Raw genomic sequence first — 20,396 nt, forward strand, 5'->3', positions numbered from 1 at the left:
TGAGGTTCCAACGGCGTCCCGACACCAGCGTCCCGGCACGGATGCGGCTCTTGAGGGGGCCCGCGGCCTCGAGGATGTTGAGGTAGTCGTTGTTGCGAAGATTGGCTCGGTCGCCAACCACCAGCGGCAGGCCGATGAAGCGCTCGTCCTGCATCAGATCGATCACCGTGCCGTCCGTTGCGATGATGAACAACTCGCCGTTGAGCTGCCACAGAGCGTGGGGTGCGCGTTCGGTCAGGCCGATGACCAACTCGTTCGGATAAAGCTTGCGGACCGAGGCGCTGCTGACGAGCGGAACCCGCTCGAGACGCTCGCGCACCTCGTTCACATCGAGAAAGGGGAGCGAGACGCGCCAATCGAGGCCGCCAGCCGCCAGAACCTCGTTCTCACGCATCTGCGAAAGACCCGAGACGGTCACCTGCTCGAGGCCGAGTCCGGCGAGTCGGGCGACCGCATGGTGCGGCTCGCCATGCGAGCGGATGAAGTCCTCGAGGTGGCCACCCTGCCAGAGACCGACCGTCACGACCGCTGCGAAGAAGCCAAAGGTCAGTGCCGATCCCGTGTGACGGGGGATGCGACGTCCGAGCGGCACGCCGGCGGAGCGGCGGCGCACACTCTGGGTTTGAGAAAAGAACCTGACGAACGGGAGACTGAAATTGCGCCGACGCGGAGCCTCGTAGATTTGGACGCGCGCAACCGGGACACCGGCCCTAGGGGCCGTCATCGGTTGCAGGTAGCGTCCTCCACCATCCATCGTACAAGCTCACCAAACGTATAGCCCGCATGGGCTGCCAATTCTGGCACCAAGCTCGTCTCGGTCATGCCGGGTTGCGTGTTGACCTCGAGGACCACGAGTTCCCCGGTGCCCCCGGGGGTGTCGTCGTATCTCAGGTCAGCGCGACTGATTCCGCGGCAGCCGAGCGCTTGATGCGCCGTTAACGCTAACTCTTGGACCTTTTGGTAAATATTCGGTTTAATTTCTGCCGGGAGCACGTGAATGGAGCCCCCCTTCGCGTACTTTGCGTCATAATCGTAAAAGACCCCCGTGGCGGGCCTGATATCGATGACGCCAAGGGCCCTGTCGCCCATCACCGCGCAGGTCAGCTCGCGGCCCGCAACATATGATTCGACAAGGACTTTCTCGCCGAAGGCCCAGTCCTCACGGAGCAGTTCCTGGGGCGGGTGGGAGCGATCCTCGCGGACGATGATCACGCCGACGGACGACCCTTCATCGACGGGTTTGACCACATAAGGCGTGGGCAGGACGTGGCTCTTCGCCGCGTCCAAACGGTTAACGACGATCCCGTTGGGCACCGGCACCCCGGCGGCGGCCATAATTATCTTGGCCTTGTCCTTCTGCATGGCGAGTGCCGAGGCCAGGACCCCCGAATGCGTGTAGGGGATGCGCAGGAGTTCAAGCAGGCCCTGGATGGTGCCATCTTCGCCCACCCGACCATGGAGGGCGTTGAACACCACATCGGGAGCCGTCGCCTGTACCACGGTGGCGATATCGGGCTGAACGTCGATAGGCGTCACCCGATAACCTTGTTCTTCCAGAGCCTTGCAGCAGGCCCGGCCCGTCGAGAGGCTGACCTCCCGCTCTGCCGACCACCCGCCCAGAAGAACGGCCACGTGCTTGCTCATGTTAGGCTCCCACTCCCCGACGCGCGACCGCGGGCTCAATTTGATTCGAATCAGGCGAGCGCCCGACCCACGCGTTTGATTTCCCAATCGAGCGTGACGCCCGATGTCTCGCGCACGCGGCGCCGAACTTCTTCGCCCAGATTTTCGATGTCGGCCGCGCTTGCCGCCCCATGGTTGATGAGGAAGTTGCAATGCATTTCCGACACCTGTGCGTCTCCGATGCGCAGCCCCCGGCAGCCCGCATCGTCGACCAGCTTCCAGGCCTTCTGCCCCGGCGGGTTCTGGAAGGTCGAGCCGCCCGTGCGGGTATTGACCGGTTGGGTTGCAGAGCGCGCCTCGGTGATCGCATTCATCTCCGCAAGGATCGTCTGGGGATCTCCAGGTTGCCCCTGAAAGAGCGCTTCGATGAAAATTACGTCCTCGGGAACGCCGGTGTGGCGATAGGTGAACTCCATCTGCCGATTGGTGTAGGTCACGCACTCGCCGCGGCGCGACACGCCCGTGGCCTCAACGAGGACATCCTTCGTCTCGCCGCCGTAGGCACCGCCGTTCATCCGCAGCGCGCCACCGATCGTACCGGGAATTCCACGCAGAAACGACAGGCCCGCTATTCCCGCTTCGGCAGCGGCCCGTGCCACTTTCACATCCGGCGCGCCTGCGCCGGCTCGTACGCGATGATCCGGAAGGATCGAAATATCCGAGAACGACTTGCCCAGGCGAATGACGATTCCGGGGAAACCACCGTCGCGAATGAGCAGGTTTGATCCGAGCCCGACGACAAGCAGGGGCGTGTCCGAATCGAGCTGGCGCAGGAAATACGCCAGGTCGTCGACATCCGCCGGCGTGTACAGCACCTGTGCCGGACCGCCGGTGCGAAACCACGACAGCGGCGCTGTCGGCGCGTTCGCCTCCAGCTTGCCGCGCAACTCCGGCATCGCCGATCTGAGAGAACCGGTCATATCCGGAAACATCAGGCAGCCTTCTCGGACAACGCTTCGAGCTCTCCCGGCAACGCATAGGCCCACTGGGTGATATTGCCGGCGCCCAGGCAGATCACATAATCGCCCGGCTGGGCGAGACCCTTGACGAGGCCCGCCAGATCTTCCGATTTCTCGAGCGCCATCGCATTGCGATGGCCGCGGGATTTGAGGCCCGTGACGAGATCGTCGCGCTCGGCGCCTGGAATGGGTTGCTCGCCCGCTGCATAGACCGGCGCCACGATCACCGCATCGGCATCGTTGAAGCAGGTGCAGAATTGCTCGAAGAGAGAGGAAAGCCGGGTATAGCGGTGCGGCTGCACCACTGCGATGACCTTCCCGCTGGTCGAAGCGCGCGCCGCCTTCAATGTGGCGGCGATCTCGATGGGATGGTGTCCGTAATCGTCGAAAATGGTCACGCCATTCCACGCACCGGTTCGCGTGAAACGCCTCTTTACGCCGCCGAAACCGGCGAGCGCCTTGCGGATCGCGTCGACCGAGACGCCCAGCTCGTGAGCCACCGCGATGGCCGCCGTTGCATTGAGCGCGTTATGCGCGCCCGGCATCGGCATGACGAGATCTTCAAGCTCGATCCTCAAACCGGGGCGCCGGTCGCGAATCATCACGCGAAAACGGCTTTGTCCATCGCGCGTGTCGACGTCCATGAGGCGAACATCGGCCTGCGGATTCTCGCCATAGGTGATGATGCGGCGATCCTCGATATGGCCCACGAGGTCCTGCACCGTTGGATGATCGATGCACATGACCGCGAAGCCGTAGAAGGGAATCGAGTCGATGAAGCGACGAAATGCTTCCTTGATGGCATCGAATGTGCCGAAATGGTCCAGATGCTCGGCATCGATGTTCGTGACGATGGCGACGTCGGCCGGAAGCTTCAGAAACGTTCCGTCGGATTCGTCCGCCTCGACCACCATCCACTGGCCCTCGCCCATACGGGCATTCGTGCCGTAGGCGTTGATGATGCCGCCATTGATCACCGTCGGATCGAGCCCGCCCGCATCGAGCAGGGTCGCCACAAGCGACGTCGTGGTGGTCTTGCCGTGGGTGCCGGCGACGGCGACGCAGGATTTGAAGCGCATGAGCTCCGCGAGCATCTCGGCCCGGCGAACCACCGGCAGACGCTTCTCGCGGGCCATCGACAATTCGGGGTTGTCGCGCTTGATCGCCGTCGACACGACGACGATCTCGGCGTCTTCGACATTCTCGGCCTTGTGGCCGATGAAGGTCTTGATGCCCTTATCGGCAAGTCGCTTCACGTTGTAATTGTCGGATGCGTCGGAACCCTGCACCGTATAGCCAAGGTTATGCATGACCTCGGCGATGCCCGACATGCCGATGCCGCCGATACCGATAAAATGAATGGGTCCAAGCTTCGGCGGCAATTTCATGAATTTTTTCCGTTTTGATGTGAGGCCAGTTGGAGGACCGCCCGGGCAAGACGATCCGCCGCGTCAGTGATACTGGCGCTATGTGCAGCCTGAGCGGCCTTGGTCAAGTGCTCGGGCGTTTCGAGCGCCTTGCGAAGCTCTGCGGAGAGACGCTCGGGAGTAAACCCCACTTGTGGAATAACGATGGCCGCCCCGATGTCACCCAGAACCTTCGCGTTCGCAGCCTGATCCTGGTCGATGGCCCCCGGGAGCGGCACCAGGATCGACGGTCTGCCGATCACGGCAAGCTCAGCGATGGTGGAGGCGCCCGAACGGGCAATCACCAGATGGGCATCCGCGATACGGCGCGGCAGATCCTTGAAGAACGGCTCGGCTTCGAAAGCGAGGCCGAGGCGCGCGTAGGCAGCGCGCACTCGCTCCAGATCCTCGCCCCTCGCCTGTTGCACCACCATGAGCCGGGCGCGCAGTGCCGATGGCAGCAATTCGATCGCCGGAGGCACCACGTCGCTCATCACCCGCGCGCCCTGGCTGCCGCCGGTCACCAGCAAGTTGAAACGTTCGCCCGCGCCGGGAGGCCCGTAGGCAATCTGAGCCGCATCGCGCACCGAGGGCCGGATCGGATTTCCGGTTTGCACGACGCTGCCGGAAATTCCGGCCGGAATCCCCCTGGTGTCGGCGAAGCCCGTCGCAATGACCGCCGCGCGGCGAGCCAGAAAGCGGTTTGCCCGCCCCATGACGCCGTTCGCCTCATGGAGCAGGCTCGGAATGCCGAGGAGCGACGCTGCGATCACAGGAGGCACGGTCGGGTAACCACCGAAACCCACGACGACCGCAGGCTTCAGCCGACGCAAGGCCCCGACTGCCCTCAAGGTCCCGCCTCCGAGCCGAAGCGCCGCCTTGGCCATCTGCGGGATGGATCGCCCCGACGGGGTCCCGGAGGAAATTTCGATGATCTCGTCTGCGGGAAAAGATGCCGAATAGGCATTGGCACGCTCGTCGGTCATCAATACCACGCGCGCGCCCGCCTCCTTCAACGCCGTGGCCAATGCTTCGGCGGGGAAAAGATGCCCTCCCGTTCCTCCCGCGGTCAGGACGATCACGGGTAGGATCATCGGCGCGACCAATCCTGATTGAAGGAATCCATCATCTCGGCCCGGGGCCGGCGGCGCGTGAGCGCGATCAAGAAGCCCATCGCGAGCGCGAGCGAGAGGAGCGAAGAACCGCCGTAGGAGATAAACGGGAGCGTCATGCCCTTGGCGGGCATCAGATGCACGTTCACCATCATGTTGATGCAAGCCTGCAGCCCGAACATGAACACGATGCCGGTCGCGGCGAGGCGGCAGAACGTGTCCTCGCTCCGGCGAGCGAGGGAGAGCCCGCGCAGGACGATGAAGGCGAAAAGCAGCAGCAGGATCATGCACACGACAATACCGAATTCTTCCGCCGTGACGGCGAAGATGAAATCGGTATGCGCGTCCGGCAGGATGCGCTTCACCGTTCCCTCACCCGGACCGCGCCCAAGCCACCCACCGCGGGAGAACGATTCCATGGCTGTGTCGACCTGGAACGTATCGCCGGAGGATTTGTCCATGAAGCGCTCGAACCGCGCCCGCACGTGCGGCAGGAATTCGTAGGCCGCGACGATGCCGATGAGTCCCGCGCCGCCAAGGCCCATCACCCAGAACCAGTGCAGGCCTGCAATGAAGAACAAGCCGCACCACACTACGGTCACCAGCATCGTCTGGCCGAAATCCGGTTGGAGGATCAGCGGGATGATGGTTGCAGGAAGGATGAGAAAACCCAGCAGCGCGCCCGGCATGTCCTTTCGACGCCCGCCCTCGGAGAATGCCCACGCCGCGAGAATCACGAAGGCCGGCTTGACGAATTCCGACGGCTGAATGCCGAGCGGGCCGATCATCATCCAGCGGTGCGCGCCCTTGATCTCGGGGCCATACTGAAAGGCCAGCAGAATGAAGATCATTCCGATAAAATAGACCGCCAAGGCGAGGCGGCGCAGGTGCCGAAGCGAGAGGAACGACACGGACAGAAGAATTGCGAGCGCCGGCATCAGGAACATGACCTGACGGTTCACGAAATGGAACGTCGACAAGCCCAGCCGCTCGGCGACGGGAGGACCGCCGGCCATCAGAAACACGAGGCCTGCCAGGGCCAGAATGGCGAGGGCTGCCAGAAGCGACCGGTCGACGGTCCACCACCAATCACTGAATGCCGAGCGTTCCGCGCGTGACACCATGGCTCTTAAGCTCCCGTCRCCGGTTGAAATCCCGGCAAGGCTTTGACCAATTCACGGAAGTGATTTCCGCGAACCTCGAAATTCGGATAATGATCGTAGGAAGCGCTGGCTGGAGACAGCAGCACAACCGCACGGTGTTCGCCCTCGACATCCCGTGCGGCTTCCTCAACAGCGCGATCAAGGGTGCTGCAGGCAACGTGCGGCACCGCATTGCCAAGCGTCTGCGCGAATTCGTCGGACGCTTCGCCGACCAGATATGCCTTCCGGACCTTGGGGAAATACGGCGTGAGCGATGTAATGCCGCCCTCCTTCGCCTTGCCACCCAATATCCAGAAAATGTCGTCGAAGGATTTCAACGCCTTTTCAGTCGAATCCGCGTTGGTGGCCTTCGAATCGTTGATGAACAGCGCGTCGCCGCGACGGCCGATCTCTTCCATCCGGTGGGCGAGGCCCGGGAAGCTGCGCAGGCCATGCGCGATCGTGTCTCGGTCGATGTCGCAGTAGAGCGCAATGGCGACCGCTGCCGCGGCATTCTGGGCGTTATGGTCGCCCCTGAGAGATGCGACACCCGCGAGGTCAGCGATCTGAACCTTCCGGCCGTCGCGATTGGCGAAGACGCGATGTGTCTCCGCGTACACGCTTCCAATCTCATGATCCGTCAGGCCGACCCGCAGGATGTTGCCCCTGAGGCGGGCCGCAACGGCGCGCGACAATTCGTCGTCGACACCGATCACGATCTTGTCGGCTCGCGCGATCAGCCGCTCCTTGATGGCGGCATATCTGTCCATCGTGCCATGCCGGTCGAGATGATCCGGCGAGATGTTGAGCAGCACGCCGACACTCGGCGCCAGTGAGGGTGCCAGATCGATCTGGAAGGACGAACATTCGATGACGTGAATACGGTCATCCGATGGAGGTTCGAGCGACAGGATCGCGGTGCCGATATTGCCGCCCATCTGCACGTCGAGGCCGGCCTCGCGAAGGATATGCGCGACGAGGGCGGTGGTGGTCGACTTGCCGTTCGTGCCCGTGATGGCAATGAAAGGTGCGGCCGGCGCGATCTTCGCGCGCTCCCGGCAGAACAACTCGATATCTCCGATGATCTCAACGCCGGCGGCACGCGCCAACGGCACCGACCAATGCGGCCGCGGATGCGTCAGCGGGACGCCGGGCGACAGCACGAAGCTCGTGAAGCGCGACCAATCGGCCGTCCTGAGATCGGCCGTCTCGATGCCCTTTGCCTGCGCTTCGGCATTCTTGGCCGGGTTGTCGTCGCACRCCACCACGTGGGCGCCACCCATCTGCAAGGCGAGCGCAGTCGCCAGCCCCGAGCCGCCCAGCCCGAAGAGCGCGACCGTCTGGCCCGCAAATGTGGTGACAGGCGTCATGGCTTTACCGCAGCTTCAGGGTTGCAAGCCCGATCAGGGCCAGCACGACGGAGACAATCCAGAAGCGGATGACCACCTGCGGCTCGGTCCAGCCGAGTTGCTCGAAATGGTGGTGGATGGGCGCCATCCGGAAAACGCGCTTTCCGGTGAGTTTGAACGACGTCACCTGGATGATCACCGAGAAGATTTCCAACACGAACAGGCCGCCGACGATCGCCAGCACCACTTCGTGCTTGGCCGCGACCGCGATGGTGCCCAGCAGACCACCGAGCGCGAGTGAGCCGGTGTCACCCATGAAAATCTGCGCAGGCGGCGCGTTGAACCAGAGGAAGCCGAGGCCCGCGCCCATCAGCGCTCCGCAAATCACCGCCAGCTCGCCGGTTCCCGGGACGAAATGGATCTGCAGGTAATTCGCAAAGACGGCGTTACCCGCCAGATAGGCGATGAAGCCGAAGGTGCCGGCTGCGATCATCACCGGCACGATCGCCAGGCCATCGAGTCCGTCTGTGATGTTGACCGCGTTGCCGGCGCCCACGATGACGAATGCGCCGAAGACGATATAAAACCAGCCGAGGTTGAAGATCAGATCTTTGGAAAAGGGAAGCGCGAGCTTGTTGGCAAGGCCAGGTGTGCCGAGGTAGGAGATCGCAATGCATGCCGAGGCGGCGATCAAAGCTTCGAGCGCCAGTCGCGAGCGACCGGAAAAGCCCTTATGCGATTGCTTCGTGACCTTGAGGTAGTCGTCGTAAAACCCGATCGCGCCAAAGCCGACGGTCACGAGGACGACGATCCAGACATAGTGGTTGGCGAGGTTTGCCCAAAGCAATGTCGACACGAGAACGCCCGCGAGGATCATCAGACCGCCCATGGTGGGCGTGCCGCGCTTGGTGAGCAGGTGCGACGCCGGACCGTCTTCCCGAATGGGTTGGCCCTTCCCTTGTTTCAGGCGCAGCATCGAAATGGTCCAGGGACCGAATAGAAATACGAACAGGATCCCCGTCGCCGTGGCGCCGCCGGTCCGGAACGTGATGTACCGGAAGATATTCAAGGGGCTGAAATAGGGGCTGAGTTCAGCCAACCAGGTCAACATCGTCTATCCTTTCAGCGCAGCGGCCAGAACGCCCGCGCCGTAACGTTCTTTGAGTGCCTTGACGATGAGCGCCATCTTCATGCTGAGCGACCCTTTCACCATCACGGCGTCGCCGGGGCGCAACGTCTCGCACACGGCCTCGATGAGTTCTGCCGAGGAATCCGCATGGGCGGCCACCATCGTATTCGGCAAGCGTGAGACGAGGTTCGTCATGAGAGGACCCGCGGTGAAAACCAGGTCGATCTTGTTCTTTTCGACCTCGGACGCGAGCGCCTCATGCAGGCCCGGGCCTTCATGGCCGAGTTCCTTCATATCGCCCAAGACCGCGATCCGGCGCCCCTGCCGACCCAGTTCAACCGCGCCCAGGTTCGAGAGCGCTGCACGCACCGATGCCGGATTCGCGTTGTAACTCTCGTCGATCAGCAGCACCTCTCCCTCACCCATGGACAGCATGGTGCGCTCACCGCGCCCGACCGGCGGCTTCAGATCTCCGAACGCGCGCGCCGCGCGGACAACGTCGGCGCCCAGCGCGTGAACGGTTGCAAGGACGCTGAGAGAATTCAACGCGATGTGACGTCCGGCCGTGCCGATCCGATATGAGAGCGGACAACCGTAGATCATCGCTTCGACCGCCGAACCATCGGGCGTCACCAGTATCCGTTCGGCCCGAATGTCGGCTTGCGCATGCTCGCCGAATGTGACGACCCGGCCCGCCGCCGACGCGAGCGCGTGTGTACGGAGGCGCTCGAAATAGATGCTGTCGCGATTGAGCACGGCGGTTCCGCCCGGCTGCAATCCACTGAAGATCTCGCCCTTGGCGTCTGCAATGCCCCACATGGATGGGAAGAATTCGATGTGAACCGGCTCGATCGTGGTGACGACAGCCACATGCGGGCGCACCATCGCGGTCAGCGGCAGGATCTCGTGCGCGTGGTTCATGCCGATTTCGAAGATCCCGAACTCGGCCTCGCGGGGTAGCCGCGCGAGTGTCAGCGGCACGCCCCAATGATTGTTGTAGGAGGCCACCGATGCGTGGGTGCGGCCCTGCTGCGACAGCGCGATGCGCATCGCTTCCTTGGTGCCGGTCTTGCCCACCGAGCCAGTAATCGCAACAATCTTGGCGTGGCTGCGCGCACGGGCCGCGATCCCCAGCTGGCGCATCGCCTCGAGGACGTCCGGCACCACGATGAGCCGGTCGCTCCCTGCGAAAGACGATGCCTTTTCCGCCGAGACGATGGCGGCAGCCGCACCCTTGTCGAGAGCAGAACCGACGAAATCGTGTCCGTCATGCACATCGCCCTTGATGGCGAAATAGAGATCACCGGGCGCGAGCGTGCGGGTATCGATGGACGCGCCTGACGCACCCGGCACACCTGCTCCGACCGCGCCCTCGATCGCTGCCTCGATTTCAGCGCGTCTCCAGAGGGGTTCACTCATCGCCGGCTCTCCCCGATAGCCGACCACAATTCATCGTGGTCCGAGAATGGCAGGGTGCGCTCGCCGATGATCTGGCCGGTTTCGTGTCCTTTTCCAGCTACGACCAGCACGTCCCCGGACTTTAGCTGCTTCACCGCCGTTCTGATCGCGAGCGCGCGGTCTGCGATCTCGGCTGCGCGGGGCGCCGCCTGCATGATTTCAGCGCGAATGGCTGCCGGATCTTCGGAACGCGGGTTATCATCCGTCACGATCACGATATCGGCTTTGTCGGCAGCGATGCGACCCATCAAAGGACGCTTTCCGCGATCGCGATCGCCGCCGCAACCAAAGACACAAACCAGGTTTCCGCGCGTGAAAGGACGCAGTGCGTCGAGCACGTGCGCCAGCGCGTCTGGCTTGTGAGCATAATCGACGATGCACAAGGCTCCGTTGACTTCGCCGACGGTTTCAAGCCGCCCCGCGACACCTTTGAGGCCGGACAAACCCTTCAGAACGTTCTGCGCCTGACCTTCTCCTTCGACCGCCAGCACGAGGCCCGCCGCGAGCAGCGCGTTCTCGACCTGAAAGGTGCCCAGGAGCGGAAGGCTCGTCTCGTACACCTGTCCGAATGCTTCGACCTTCAATTCCTGTCCAAATCCAACCGGACGTGCCTCGATCAATTTCAGCATCTCGCCCTGGCTGCCGGTTGTCAGCAGGGTCAGTCCACGTCGGCGAATTCCGTCGCGAAAGACATCCGCATAGGGCCCGTCGGCATTGACGATAGCCGGAGCGTTACTTGGCAGCAGCGTGTCGAAGAGGCGCAGCTTCGCGGCGGCGTAGGATTCGGTGTTGCCGTGATAATCGAGATGATCCCGCCCCAAATTGGTGAACCCTGCCGCGCGCAGCCGAACTGCGTCGAGGCGACGCTGGTCGATTCCGTGCGAAGACGCTTCCATGGCCAGATGGGTGACACCCTCCAGCGCAAGACGGTCGAGCGTCGCGTGAAGCGARACAGGATCCGGCGTCGTCAGCGAACCATAAGCGTTGCCATCCGACGTGATGACTCCCAGCGTACCGAGACTTGCTGATCTGTGGCCCAGAAAAGCAAATAACTGACGCACGAAATCGGCCACCGAACTCTTGCCGCTGGTCCCCGTTACGGCCACGATCGTGGCGGGCTGCCGCGGATAGTAACGCGCGGCGGCAAAGGCCAGCGAACGACGCACGTCCGGCACGCGAATGTACGGGAGGTCCCCGCGAGCTTCGGCTTCGCCAACAACGGCAATTGCGCCGGCGGCGACCGCCTGTGACGCGAAGGCCATGCCGTCGGCTTTCACGCCGGGAACGGCGAAGAATACCGAACCGGGCGACACGTTTCGGCTGTCCGAAGTGATGCCCGATACTGCCACCCTCCCCTGAAGACTGTCGCGCGCCTCCGGAATCAATTCGGCCAATGTGATCGATGGACCGGACATCAGCGCGTGCCCCATGCGCCAAGGCGAGACATGAGTGGGAACGGCTGGGCGGGAGGATCGAAGCGCGGCGGAACGCCCAGCAAAGGAGCAACTCGCTCGATCACGTCGCCGGTGACCGGGCCGGCGTTCCATCCGGCCGTCGAGAACCCGTAGGTGCCGGTGATAGCTTGCGGCTCATCCATGATGGTCAGGAACACGTATTTGGGCTTGTCGGCGGGCAGAACGGCTGTGAATGTCGTAAGATTCTTGTTCTTGGAATAACGGCCGTGAATCACCTTCTCAGCGGTGCCGGTTTTGCCACCCACGAAGAACCCTGCCACCGCGACGGCCGACGCAGACCCCGCCGGGTTCGATGCATTCAGTCGCAGCACGTAGCGCATTGCTTCGCTCGTTTCCGGCTTGATGACCGGCGTCGCAGTCGCAAGTGCTGTGGCGGCATCGCGCTTGAGGAACGTGGGCTTGATGAGATTGCCCCCGTTCGTGAGCGCGCCCACCGCCATCAAAGCCTGAAGCGGCGCCACCGCGAGCCCGTGGCCGAACGCGATGGTGACGGTGTTGAGCTCTCCCCAGCGGCCCGGGACGATCGGCTCGGCATTTTCCGGCAACTCGGTGGTCAGCCTGGTCAATTGACCCATCTTGCGCAAGAAGGCCTTGTGCCCCTCGACGCCAATGCCGAGCGCCATGCGAGCCGTGCCGATATTCGACGAGTGAATGAAGACCTCCGGGACGGTGAGCACCCGGTGCGTCGCGTGATAGTCACCGATCGTGAACTTGCCATAACGCAGACCGGCGCGAGCATCGAGGGAGGAGTTGATGTTGAACTTGCCCGAATCGAGTGCCATCGCGGTCGTGAGCGCCTTGAAAGTCGAGCCCATCTCGAAGACGCCGACATTGATTCGGTTGATCCTGTCGTCCGCGAGGGCGTCGACAGGATTGTTCGGGTCGTAATCGGGCAGGGACACCAGTGCGATCATTTCACCGGTGTTCACATCCATGATGGCGCCAGCCACGGCCTTGGCCTTGAACTTCGCCATGCCTTTCTGGAGCTCATCGCGAAGCGCGTGTTGAACGCGCAGATCGATGGAAAGTTCAATTGGCTTCAGATCCGCCGAGGTGATGTTGAAGCCGGCGCCGTTGAGATCCTGAAGCCCTTGGCTGTCGATATATTTCTCGATCCCCGCAATGCCCACATTGTCGACATTGGCGAAGCCGAGGACATGGGCCGCCGCTTCGGCGTTTGGATAGATGCGTTTGTTCTCGGGAAGAAAGCCGACGCCGGGAATGCCGAGACGATGAACTTCGGCCTGCTGACGCGGGGTGATTTCGCGCTTGACCCAGACGAAGCCTTTCTTGGTGCCGAGCTTGTTGCGCAGATCCGATGCGTCGACGTCCGGCAGCACCGCCGTCAGCAATTCGACGGCCTCGTCCTTGTCGATGATGTTGCGGGGTTCGGCGAAGACCGAGACCATCTTGACGTCCGTCGCGAGAATCTCCCCGTTCCGATCAACGATATCCGGACGGGCGGCTGAGATTTCCGAGGAGGTCACGCGGCGCATCTCGCTCGATGTATCGCTCGTGACCGCAAGATAGATCAGCCGTCCCGCGATGACGCAGAAGAGGCCGGAGAAGCAGACAGCCGCGAGCCCCACCCGTGCGGTGCTCTTGTCGACACGCATGCGAAAAAGCTCGCGCACGAGCCCGAGGACACCACGGCGTCGTGCTGTCTTCGTCCCTGTCAGATCGTTTTCGGGTTCTGGGGTCAAGGGCATTACCGTTTGGGAGTTTGCGTCGTCGGGGTGCGGGCGTCGCTCGTCTTGTCTTTCGGCGTTGCGGTCGGTTCAAGCAGCCCGAGCGCTTCGAGCTTCCGGCCGATCTCGTCCTCACGGCTCGGCCTGTTGGGGAGATCCGACAGCCGAGCAAGCTGCTGGATCTTCAGCGGTTGGAGATCCAGGTGCTGGTCGGCGGCCGCCTGCAATCGATCGGGCCGGTCGAGATATTGCCATTCCGCCTGCAGCACGGCGATGGCATCGCGTTCGCGTTGCACTTTCGATTTCAGCTTCGCAACCTGCTCGACATAGAACAGCGTCTCGTACTTGATCGAATATGCATAGCCCGCAGAGGCGATAAGCGCCGTGATGGCGATGAAATGCAGCAACCGTTTCACCGGCGCCCTCCCCGTTTTTCGGCCGTCTGCGGAAGTTCCGCCAGCATGGTGATGGCACTGAGCGGCTCTTGCGCTCGCGCGTCCGTCCGAGACCCCGCGCGAAGCTTCGCCGATCGAGCACGCGGGTTGCGGGAAATTTCAAGGTCGCTGGCGACGATCGGACCCCGCGTGATCGCGTTGAAGGTCGGCGCGGCAAGAGACGTCGTCGGCATATGACGCGAGCCGCCAGGCGCGCGACCGGTTCGCGCTGCGAAAAACTGCTTCACGATCCGGTCCTCGAGAGAATGGAACGTCACGACAACGAGGCGTCCGCCGGGATGGAGAATGCGCTCGGCTGCGTGCAATGCTCGTACAAGCTCGCCGAGTTCATCGTTGACGGCGATCCGCAGCCCCTGAAACACGCGCGTGGCCGGATGGATTCCGCCGGGCTCCTGCCAGATCAGAGAGGCCACCAGCTCCGCCAATTGCTTTGTCGTCTCGAACGGTTGCCGGCGCCGCGCCTCGATGACCGCGCGCGCAACCGCACGGGCGCGCCGCTCCTCACCGTAATGGTAGAAAATGTCAGCCAGTTCGGCTTCGGTGGATTCGTTGATCAGGTCGGCGGCACTGGGTCCGTCCTTTTCCATGCGCATGTCGAGAGGGCCGTCGTTGCGGAACGAAAAGCCCCGCGCGGCCTCATCGAGCTGCATGGACGACACACCGATATCGAGCACCACGCCGTCAACGTGATCATACCCTGCGGATAGTGCAATCGTGTCGAGATCGCCGAAACGCCCTGCGACCAGTGAAAGTCGGCGCTTGGCTTTCTCCACGAGAGCGGTTCCGCCGGCAATCGCGTCCGGGTCGCGATCGATGGCGATCACCACATTGCGGGGATTAGCATCAAGCATGGCGCGGGTGTAACCGCCTGCGCCAAAGGTACCGTCGATGAAAGTGCCGCCACGCTTGACGTCCAGCGTTTCGCAAACCTCTTCCAGGAGGACGGGGACATGACGGTTCGGTCCGCCAGCGGCTCCGGCTCCTGGGCCGTCGCCGCGTCCCATCATCGCTCCCGACCTCCTGGTGAGATTTCCTGCATTGTTCGTGGCTCCAATATCCGGGATCCCAAAACCTTTTTCAGTTCCCGCACCTTCGTGCGCGCCTCCTCCAAGTGCGCACGGAAGCGCGTTGGCTCCCAAATTTGAAACTTGTGACCGAGCCCGACGAACGTCACGGCATCGTCGATTTCGGCATGAACTTTTACTGACTCGGTCAGGATGACACGCCCTTCCGGATCTACCTTCAGGATCTCGCTCGTGCCGAACAAGGCGGTCGAGAGCTGGTCCCGTTCGTCCGAATAGGGTGAGAGCGTCGACAAGAACGCGTCGATCTCGTTCAGAAGCACATTGCCACCTGCATCCAACGCCGAGGCGTCGAGCGCCGGGTGCACATAGAGCCCCTCGAACCCATCCCGCGCCAGGACGGCGCGGAAAGATGCGGGGATTGAGACCCTGCCCTTCGAATCCAACCTGTTGGTGAAATTGGACACGAAGCGATTCATGGGCCGCGGCTCGCGCACTCCTGGTTGTCAGCCCTGCGGCACGCACGACAGGCGCACCGCTCCCCGCGGTCGGCGTGGACGCATCTTCTTGAAGGAACTGAACGGCGACGCGTGAGCGTCTGCCGCACCCTTCAGAGAACACCGTCCGCAGGATGATTTGGGATAACATGGGATATTATGGGCGTCAACGGAGCTGGGCGGTTCGGGATGCTTCTCGACAAGCAGTCCCCATGAGAGTCGCTTAGGGTTAATGAACCGTAAGCAGCCCAATGGTTTGCCTGGTCTTTTCGGCAAAAATCAGCCTGTGGACAAACTGTTGATGGAAAAGTGTCAGCCGGCCTGTAAGCCGGGTTTTGTAGGGCCCAGGCTTTCGAGGCCTGAACGTGGCGACCATTCCTCTGGGACGACCATTGCTGGCCACCTCGAGCAACCAACCCGGACGACGAGCCTGGAAGCAGGGCTTGGCGCGAACGCCTGTCGTCCCTATTCGGTCTTGCTCCCGGTGGGGTTTACCGTGCCGTGCGCATTACTGCGTCCGCGGTGCGCTCTTACCGCACCCTTTCACCCTTACCCCGCAGGTCCGAAGGCCTTTGCGGGGCGGTTTGCTTTCTGTGGCACTTTCCCTGAGGTTTCCCTCGCCGGACGTTATCCGGCACCGTGCTTCCATGGAGCCCGGACTTTCCTCCCCGGGCAAAACCCGAAGCGGTCGCCCGGCCGGCTGACGAAGGGGATGTGGTGCCAAAGGGAGGGTTGCGTCAACCCGCAGTCACTCGGCTTTGGCAATAATCGTCTTGACCTTGGCGCAATAAACCCGGGAAGCGTTGGTCATCGTCACGGCCCGGTGCCCGCCCTGATAACGCAAGATGGCGCCGCAGAGATCTCCGCCGGCAAGCTTGTAGGCCTGAGCGAGGTATTTCAGGCCAAACCGGAGGTTCGTCTCCGCATCGAACAAGCCGGCAGCATCGCCCGTATAGCCGAGGGATTGCGCGGTTCGAAAATTGACCTGGGTGAGACCAAGATGAGGACCGTTGCGCGCGCCGGGATTATAGCGGCTTTCGATACGGACCACCGCATCGGCCAACTCATAAGGCACGTTGTGCTGGCTCGCGTAGCGCACGATCAACGGTTTGAGCGTGCTCGCGCGCAGCGCATCTGCGAGCAGGTTCCGGGGAGCGGATTTTTCCACGATCGGGACTGGCTTTGCGGGAATGGAGGCCGTCTCCTCCGGATCCGCGGACGCTGCGGCGGAAGCACTTGTCTGAATCTCCGGCGGGACCAGACTTGAACCCTCGCCCCCTTCTGCGCGCACCGCATCCGCCGAGCCAAGTGCTACGATACCTACGCTGGCTATCGCGACCGTCCTGAAAAACTGATGCAAAGTCATGTGCGACACCCGCCAGCCATTATCTTCATCGACTTGCTGCGTGGTGTCGAAATCAGGCGAAGATGTGGCGGAACCAAACGCAACGATATTTAAAAACTTCCTAAGCTAGACAATAAAAACGGGAAAATTCGCCTTGGAGTATTGATTAATCCTTCGTCAATAGCCTGCGTGAATTTTAGTTATGTGAGCGGCGATCGAGCGGAACCGATTTCAGCAACGAGAGTTGGCGTCTGCGTAAGGTCAAGCTAAGTAGGGTTGGGCGTCTTCAGCCCTCAAATTTACAGGGAAGCTTCCATGAAAAAGATCATCATAGCGATCGCCGCTGGCGCGATGACCCTCTCAATGGCTGCCTGCAATACGCCAGGCGAGCGCGCAGTTGGCGGCGCCGCGATTGGCGGTCTTGCGGGCGCGGCAATCGGCGGCGCAGCGACGGGCCGCGGCAGTGGCGCTCTGGCCGGCGCAGCGATCGGCGCTGCCGGTGGCGCCATCGTAGGCGCCGGGACGGCCCCCGCACGTCCTTCCTGCCCTTACGGCTATTATCAGGACGCCGCCGGCAACCTTTATTGCCGCTGATCGCCCACGCGACGAATTTTTTGGGGTCGGGATTCTCCCGGCCCTTTTCTTTTGGCTGGTCCCTGGCATACGACTGAATCGCAATGATTCAATCGATCTGGGGTAAGTTGGGCGGCGCCGGCATCGGGCTCGCGCTCGGGGGGCCGATCGGCGCGCTGCTCGGCGGCGTCGCAGGCCATATGCTCGTCGACCGAGACGGCGCCATTTTCGGTCGCGTGCCACGAGACGTCATGTTCACGATGGGCCTGGTGGCTCTCGCCGCCAAGATGGCGAAAGCCGACGGCGTCGTGGTCGATACGGAAGTCGCCGCCTTCGAACAAATCGTCGAGGTTCCCGAAAGCGAAAAGACACGGGTGCGGAGCCTGTTCGAACTCGCGATGCAGACATCGGAAGGGTTTGAGGCCTATGCGCGCCAAATCGRCGAAGCCTTCGCCGACGAACCTGCCCTCCTCGAGGATGTGCTGGACGGTTTGTTTCACATCGCCAAAGCCGATGAAGCCATCCACGAGTCGGAATTCGCCTACCTGCGCGATGTCGCGACGATCTTCGGTTTCGACGACGGCAATTTCGAGCGCGTCGGGGCGCGCCATGTCCTCAACGCAGACGACCCCTATGTCGTCCTCGGCGCGGATCGTTCTCTGAGCAATGAAGAATTGAAGCGCCGCTATCGGCAGATGRCCGCCGACAACCACCCCGACCGTGAGCTGGCGCGAGGCCTCCCGCCCGAAGCCGTCAAGATTGCGACCGAGCGGCTGTCCGCCATCAACGCCGCCTGGGATCGCATCGCGGCGGAGCGGGGCATCCGGTGAGCGGGATTCTGCGCCCCGAAAGCCCGGTGGCCACCAAGGTATTTCCGTCCCCCAATCACGGAGAACGGAAGGACGGACGCCGTCCCACGCTGTTGATCCTTCACTACACGGGAATGCCGGACGCGGGAGAAGCCCTGCAATGGCTCGCAAACCCGATTTCGCAAGTTTCTGCCCATTACTTCGTGTTCGAGGACGGGCGCGTGCTTCAGATGGTCCCCGAGGCCCGTCGCGCCTGGCACGCCGGAATATCCGGCTGGAATGGAGAGACTGACATCAACTCCTCGTCGATTGGCGTCGAAATCGCCAATGCGGGCCACCCGGGCGGACTGCCGATGTTCCCGGACGGACAAATCGCGAGTGTCGCCGCGCTTGCCAAGGACATCGTCACCCGCTGGGGAATCTCACCCCACCATGTGCTGGCGCATTCGGACGTTGCTCCAGGGCGCAAGCTCGATCCGGGAGAAGCTTTCCCCTGGCAGCGTTTGCACGAGGCGGGCGTGGGCCATTGGGTTGCCCCCTCCCCGGTGCGGGATGGGCGCTTTTTTGCCCGCGGCGACAAGGGAATGCCCGTGGAGGCGCTGCAGGCCATGCTGGCCATGTACGGTTATCCAACGCGCATCAGCGGAGAATTCGACGAGGACACCGAGAAGGTGGTAGCGGCCTTTCAGCGTCACTTCAGGCCGGGGCGGGTGGATGGCGTTGCCGATGCGTCGACCATCACTACCCTGAGAGACTTGATCGCGCGACGTCCGCAAGCTGCCGGATGACAAAGAGTTAACTCGAATACTTCAGCATTTTCAGCCACAATCCTGACGCATGGCTTTCATGCGGCGAGGGACGAATAGCGTGCGCAGGACGTGGCTTTGGCTGACCGGTATTTCGGCGATCTGCGGGATCGCGGCTTTCCTCTTCTGGAATTCGGCCGGCGGAAAGGCGTCGGACGCGACCTATCGGCTGGCTGCTGTCGAGCGAGGCGATCTCATAGCCAGCGTTCGCGCCACCGGAACGCTTAATCCGCTCACCACGGTGCTCGTCGGCTCTCAACTCTCCGGCCAGGTCGTCGAAATTCTCGCCGATTACAATACGCCCGTGAAACAGGGCCAGGTCGTCGCAAGATTATTTTCCGAGCAGATCAAATCCCGCCGCGACGCCGCGCTGGCGGACCTTTCCCAAGCCAAAGCGGAACGCGATACCAAGAGCGCGCAGATCGATAAGGCAGCGGCGGCCTTGCAGCGTTCCGAAGCGCTCGGCGATGATCTGGCGGCGCAAAAAGACCGCGCGCGCGCCCAACGCGAAGAAGCGCAGCGAAACTTCGACCGGCAGACGGAGCTTCTCGCGCGCGCGGTGGGAACGCAGAATACGCTCGATCAGACGAAGACGCAGCTGGACATTCAGAAAGCCTCGCTGGTCTCGGCGACCGCGCAGATCGAGTCGAACCGGGCCGAAGCGGCGGGCTTGAGGGCCGATATCGCGTTGGCGAAAGCCGGACTGAAATCCGCCGAAGCCGTGATCCAACAACGCGAGGCGAAATTGCGCGATATCGAAATCGATCTTGCGCGAACGGACATCCGGTCGCCTGTCGATGGGGTCGTGGTGAAGCGCGATATCGACCTCGGCCAGACGGTAGCAGCCTCTCTTTCGGCGCCGACGCTTTTCACCATCGCGCAGGACCTGCGCGAAATCGACATCTACGCGAATATCGATGAAGCGGATGTCGGACGGATCAAACCCGACCAAAGCGTCAGCTTCACCGTGAACGCCTATCCGAACCGCACGTTCAGCGGCAGCGTACGGCTTGTCAGGCTGAGTGCGCAGACGGTGCAGAACGTGGTCACCTACACGGCGGTCGTTGGAGTCAAGAACCGGGACCTTGCGCTTCTGCCAGGCATGACCGCAAATCTTCAGATCTTGACCGATGAGCGCACCGATGTGCTGCGTGTTCCCAATGCGGCCCTGCGCTTCCGGCCGACGTCAACGCGCGGCATGGCACGCAGCGAACCGACGCAGACTCGATTGCGCGATGGTGACGCGAACGAGAGCGGCGGCAGCGGAACGGAAACGCTGGTCTACACACTCGATCAGGAGGGCGAGCCGCAGCCGGTGCGCGTCCGCATCGGCGTCACCGACGGAAGCTTCACGGAAATCCTTGGCGGCAAACTGCGGGAGGGCAATGCAGTCATCGCGGGCAATGCACCGCGGGGTGGATCGACTTCGGAGCCGACCGGTGGGCGGCCGGGAACGCGGCCACGCGCGCCGCGCCTGTTCTAGGACAC

General features: G+C 62.6%; 19 protein-coding genes and 1 other RNA gene. 4 read left to right on the plus strand and 16 right to left on the minus strand.

From position 1 onward, the window contains the following. The 16 genes from AC1DVM_RS14135 to AC1DVM_RS14210 form a co-directional block, all read right to left on the minus strand. The coding region (locus AC1DVM_RS14135) for a cell division protein FtsQ/DivIB (protein ID WP_477255140.1) at positions 1 to 724 on the minus strand (724 nt) is incomplete at its 3' end. Continuing rightward, positions 721 to 1,644, minus strand: coding sequence for a D-alanine--D-alanine ligase (locus AC1DVM_RS14140; RefSeq protein WP_477255142.1), 924 nt, complete (start codon positions 1,642 to 1,644; stop codon positions 721 to 723). The genes AC1DVM_RS14135 and AC1DVM_RS14140, both read right to left, overlap by 4 nt. Positions 1,645 to 1,694: 50 nt before the next feature. Next, a complete protein-coding gene (gene murB / locus AC1DVM_RS14145; protein ID WP_477255144.1) occupies positions 1,695 to 2,615 on the minus strand; it encodes a UDP-N-acetylmuramate dehydrogenase in 921 nt (306 codons plus the stop codon). Continuing rightward, a complete protein-coding gene (gene murC, locus AC1DVM_RS14150; RefSeq protein ID WP_477255146.1) occupies positions 2,615 to 4,030 on the minus strand; it encodes a UDP-N-acetylmuramate--L-alanine ligase in 1,416 nt (471 codons plus the stop codon). Before murC ends, murB begins: the two co-directional genes overlap by 1 nt. Beyond that, positions 4,027 to 5,142 (minus strand): undecaprenyldiphospho-muramoylpentapeptide beta-N-acetylglucosaminyltransferase, encoded by a 1,116-nt coding sequence (gene murG / locus AC1DVM_RS14155; RefSeq protein WP_477255148.1) that lies wholly within the window; start codon positions 5,140 to 5,142, stop codon positions 4,027 to 4,029. Before murG ends, murC begins: the two co-directional genes overlap by 4 nt. Next, a complete protein-coding gene (locus AC1DVM_RS14160) occupies positions 5,139 to 6,284 on the minus strand; it encodes an FtsW/RodA/SpoVE family cell cycle protein (protein WP_477255150.1) in 1,146 nt (381 codons plus the stop codon). The genes murG and AC1DVM_RS14160 overlap by 4 nt, the downstream gene beginning before the upstream one ends. Before the next feature lie 5 nt (positions 6,285 to 6,289). Further along, positions 6,290 to 7,672, minus strand: coding sequence for a UDP-N-acetylmuramoyl-L-alanine--D-glutamate ligase (gene murD / locus AC1DVM_RS14165; RefSeq protein WP_477255152.1), 1,383 nt, complete (start codon positions 7,670 to 7,672; stop codon positions 6,290 to 6,292). Between the two features lie 4 nt (positions 7,673 to 7,676). Further along, positions 7,677 to 8,762, minus strand: coding sequence for a phospho-N-acetylmuramoyl-pentapeptide-transferase (gene mraY, locus AC1DVM_RS14170; RefSeq protein ID WP_477255154.1), 1,086 nt, complete (start codon positions 8,760 to 8,762; stop codon positions 7,677 to 7,679). Positions 8,763 to 8,765: 3 nt separating this feature from the next. Further along, positions 8,766 to 10,199 (minus strand): UDP-N-acetylmuramoylalanyl-D-glutamyl-2,6-diaminopimelate--D-alanyl-D-alanine ligase, encoded by a 1,434-nt coding sequence (locus tag AC1DVM_RS14175; protein ID WP_477255156.1) that lies wholly within the window; start codon positions 10,197 to 10,199, stop codon positions 8,766 to 8,768. After that, entirely contained in the window at positions 10,196 to 11,653 is a 1,458-nt protein-coding gene (locus tag AC1DVM_RS14180; RefSeq protein WP_477255158.1) for a UDP-N-acetylmuramoyl-L-alanyl-D-glutamate--2,6-diaminopimelate ligase, read from the minus strand. The genes AC1DVM_RS14175 and AC1DVM_RS14180 overlap by 4 nt, the downstream gene beginning before the upstream one ends. Then, a complete protein-coding gene (locus AC1DVM_RS14185) occupies positions 11,653 to 13,422 on the minus strand; it encodes a peptidoglycan D,D-transpeptidase FtsI family protein (protein WP_477255160.1) in 1,770 nt (589 codons plus the stop codon). The genes AC1DVM_RS14180 and AC1DVM_RS14185 overlap by 1 nt, the downstream gene beginning before the upstream one ends. Further along, a complete protein-coding gene (gene ftsL, locus AC1DVM_RS14190) occupies positions 13,422 to 13,817 on the minus strand; it encodes a cell division protein FtsL (protein ID WP_477255162.1) in 396 nt (131 codons plus the stop codon). The genes AC1DVM_RS14185 and ftsL overlap by 1 nt, the downstream gene beginning before the upstream one ends. Then, the gene (gene rsmH / locus AC1DVM_RS14195; RefSeq protein WP_477255164.1) at positions 13,814 to 14,863 is read right to left on the minus strand and encodes a 16S rRNA (cytosine(1402)-N(4))-methyltransferase RsmH; all 1,050 of its coding nucleotides are present in this window, start codon (positions 14,861 to 14,863) and stop codon (positions 13,814 to 13,816) included. Before rsmH ends, ftsL begins: the two co-directional genes overlap by 4 nt. Next, positions 14,860 to 15,357 (minus strand): division/cell wall cluster transcriptional repressor MraZ, encoded by a 498-nt coding sequence (locus AC1DVM_RS14200; RefSeq protein WP_477255166.1) that lies wholly within the window; start codon positions 15,355 to 15,357, stop codon positions 14,860 to 14,862. Before AC1DVM_RS14200 ends, rsmH begins: the two co-directional genes overlap by 4 nt. A gap of 326 nt (positions 15,358 to 15,683) precedes the next feature. Next, positions 15,684 to 16,079: RNase P RNA component class A (gene rnpB, locus AC1DVM_RS14205), an RNA gene on the minus strand. A 44-nt stretch (positions 16,080 to 16,123) separates the two neighbouring features. After that, a complete protein-coding gene (locus tag AC1DVM_RS14210) occupies positions 16,124 to 16,741 on the minus strand; it encodes a lytic transglycosylase domain-containing protein (RefSeq protein WP_477255168.1) in 618 nt (205 codons plus the stop codon). 294 nt (positions 16,742 to 17,035) lie between these two features. Between AC1DVM_RS14210 and AC1DVM_RS14215 the strand changes: the two genes are divergently transcribed. From AC1DVM_RS14215 to AC1DVM_RS14230, 4 genes are all read left to right on the plus strand, one after another. Continuing rightward, positions 17,036 to 17,314, plus strand: a complete 279-nt coding sequence (locus tag AC1DVM_RS14215; RefSeq protein ID WP_477255170.1) for a hypothetical protein — start codon at positions 17,036 to 17,038, stop codon at positions 17,312 to 17,314. A gap of 83 nt (positions 17,315 to 17,397) precedes the next feature. After that, complete coding sequence (locus AC1DVM_RS14220; protein ID WP_477255172.1) at positions 17,398 to 18,123, plus strand: TerB family tellurite resistance protein; 726 nt, start codon at positions 17,398 to 17,400, stop codon at positions 18,121 to 18,123. Beyond that, entirely contained in the window at positions 18,120 to 18,890 is a 771-nt protein-coding gene (locus tag AC1DVM_RS14225; RefSeq protein WP_477255174.1) for an N-acetylmuramoyl-L-alanine amidase, read from the plus strand. The genes AC1DVM_RS14220 and AC1DVM_RS14225 overlap by 4 nt, the downstream gene beginning before the upstream one ends. Positions 18,891 to 18,969: 79 nt before the next feature. Beyond that, on the plus strand, positions 18,970 to 20,391 hold the full coding sequence (locus tag AC1DVM_RS14230; protein ID WP_477255176.1) for an efflux RND transporter periplasmic adaptor subunit: 1,422 nt from the start codon (positions 18,970 to 18,972) through the stop codon (positions 20,389 to 20,391). Positions 20,392 to 20,396 lie beyond the last annotated feature (5 nt).

The organism is Microvirga sp. P4_A5 (genome assembly GCF_056402495.1).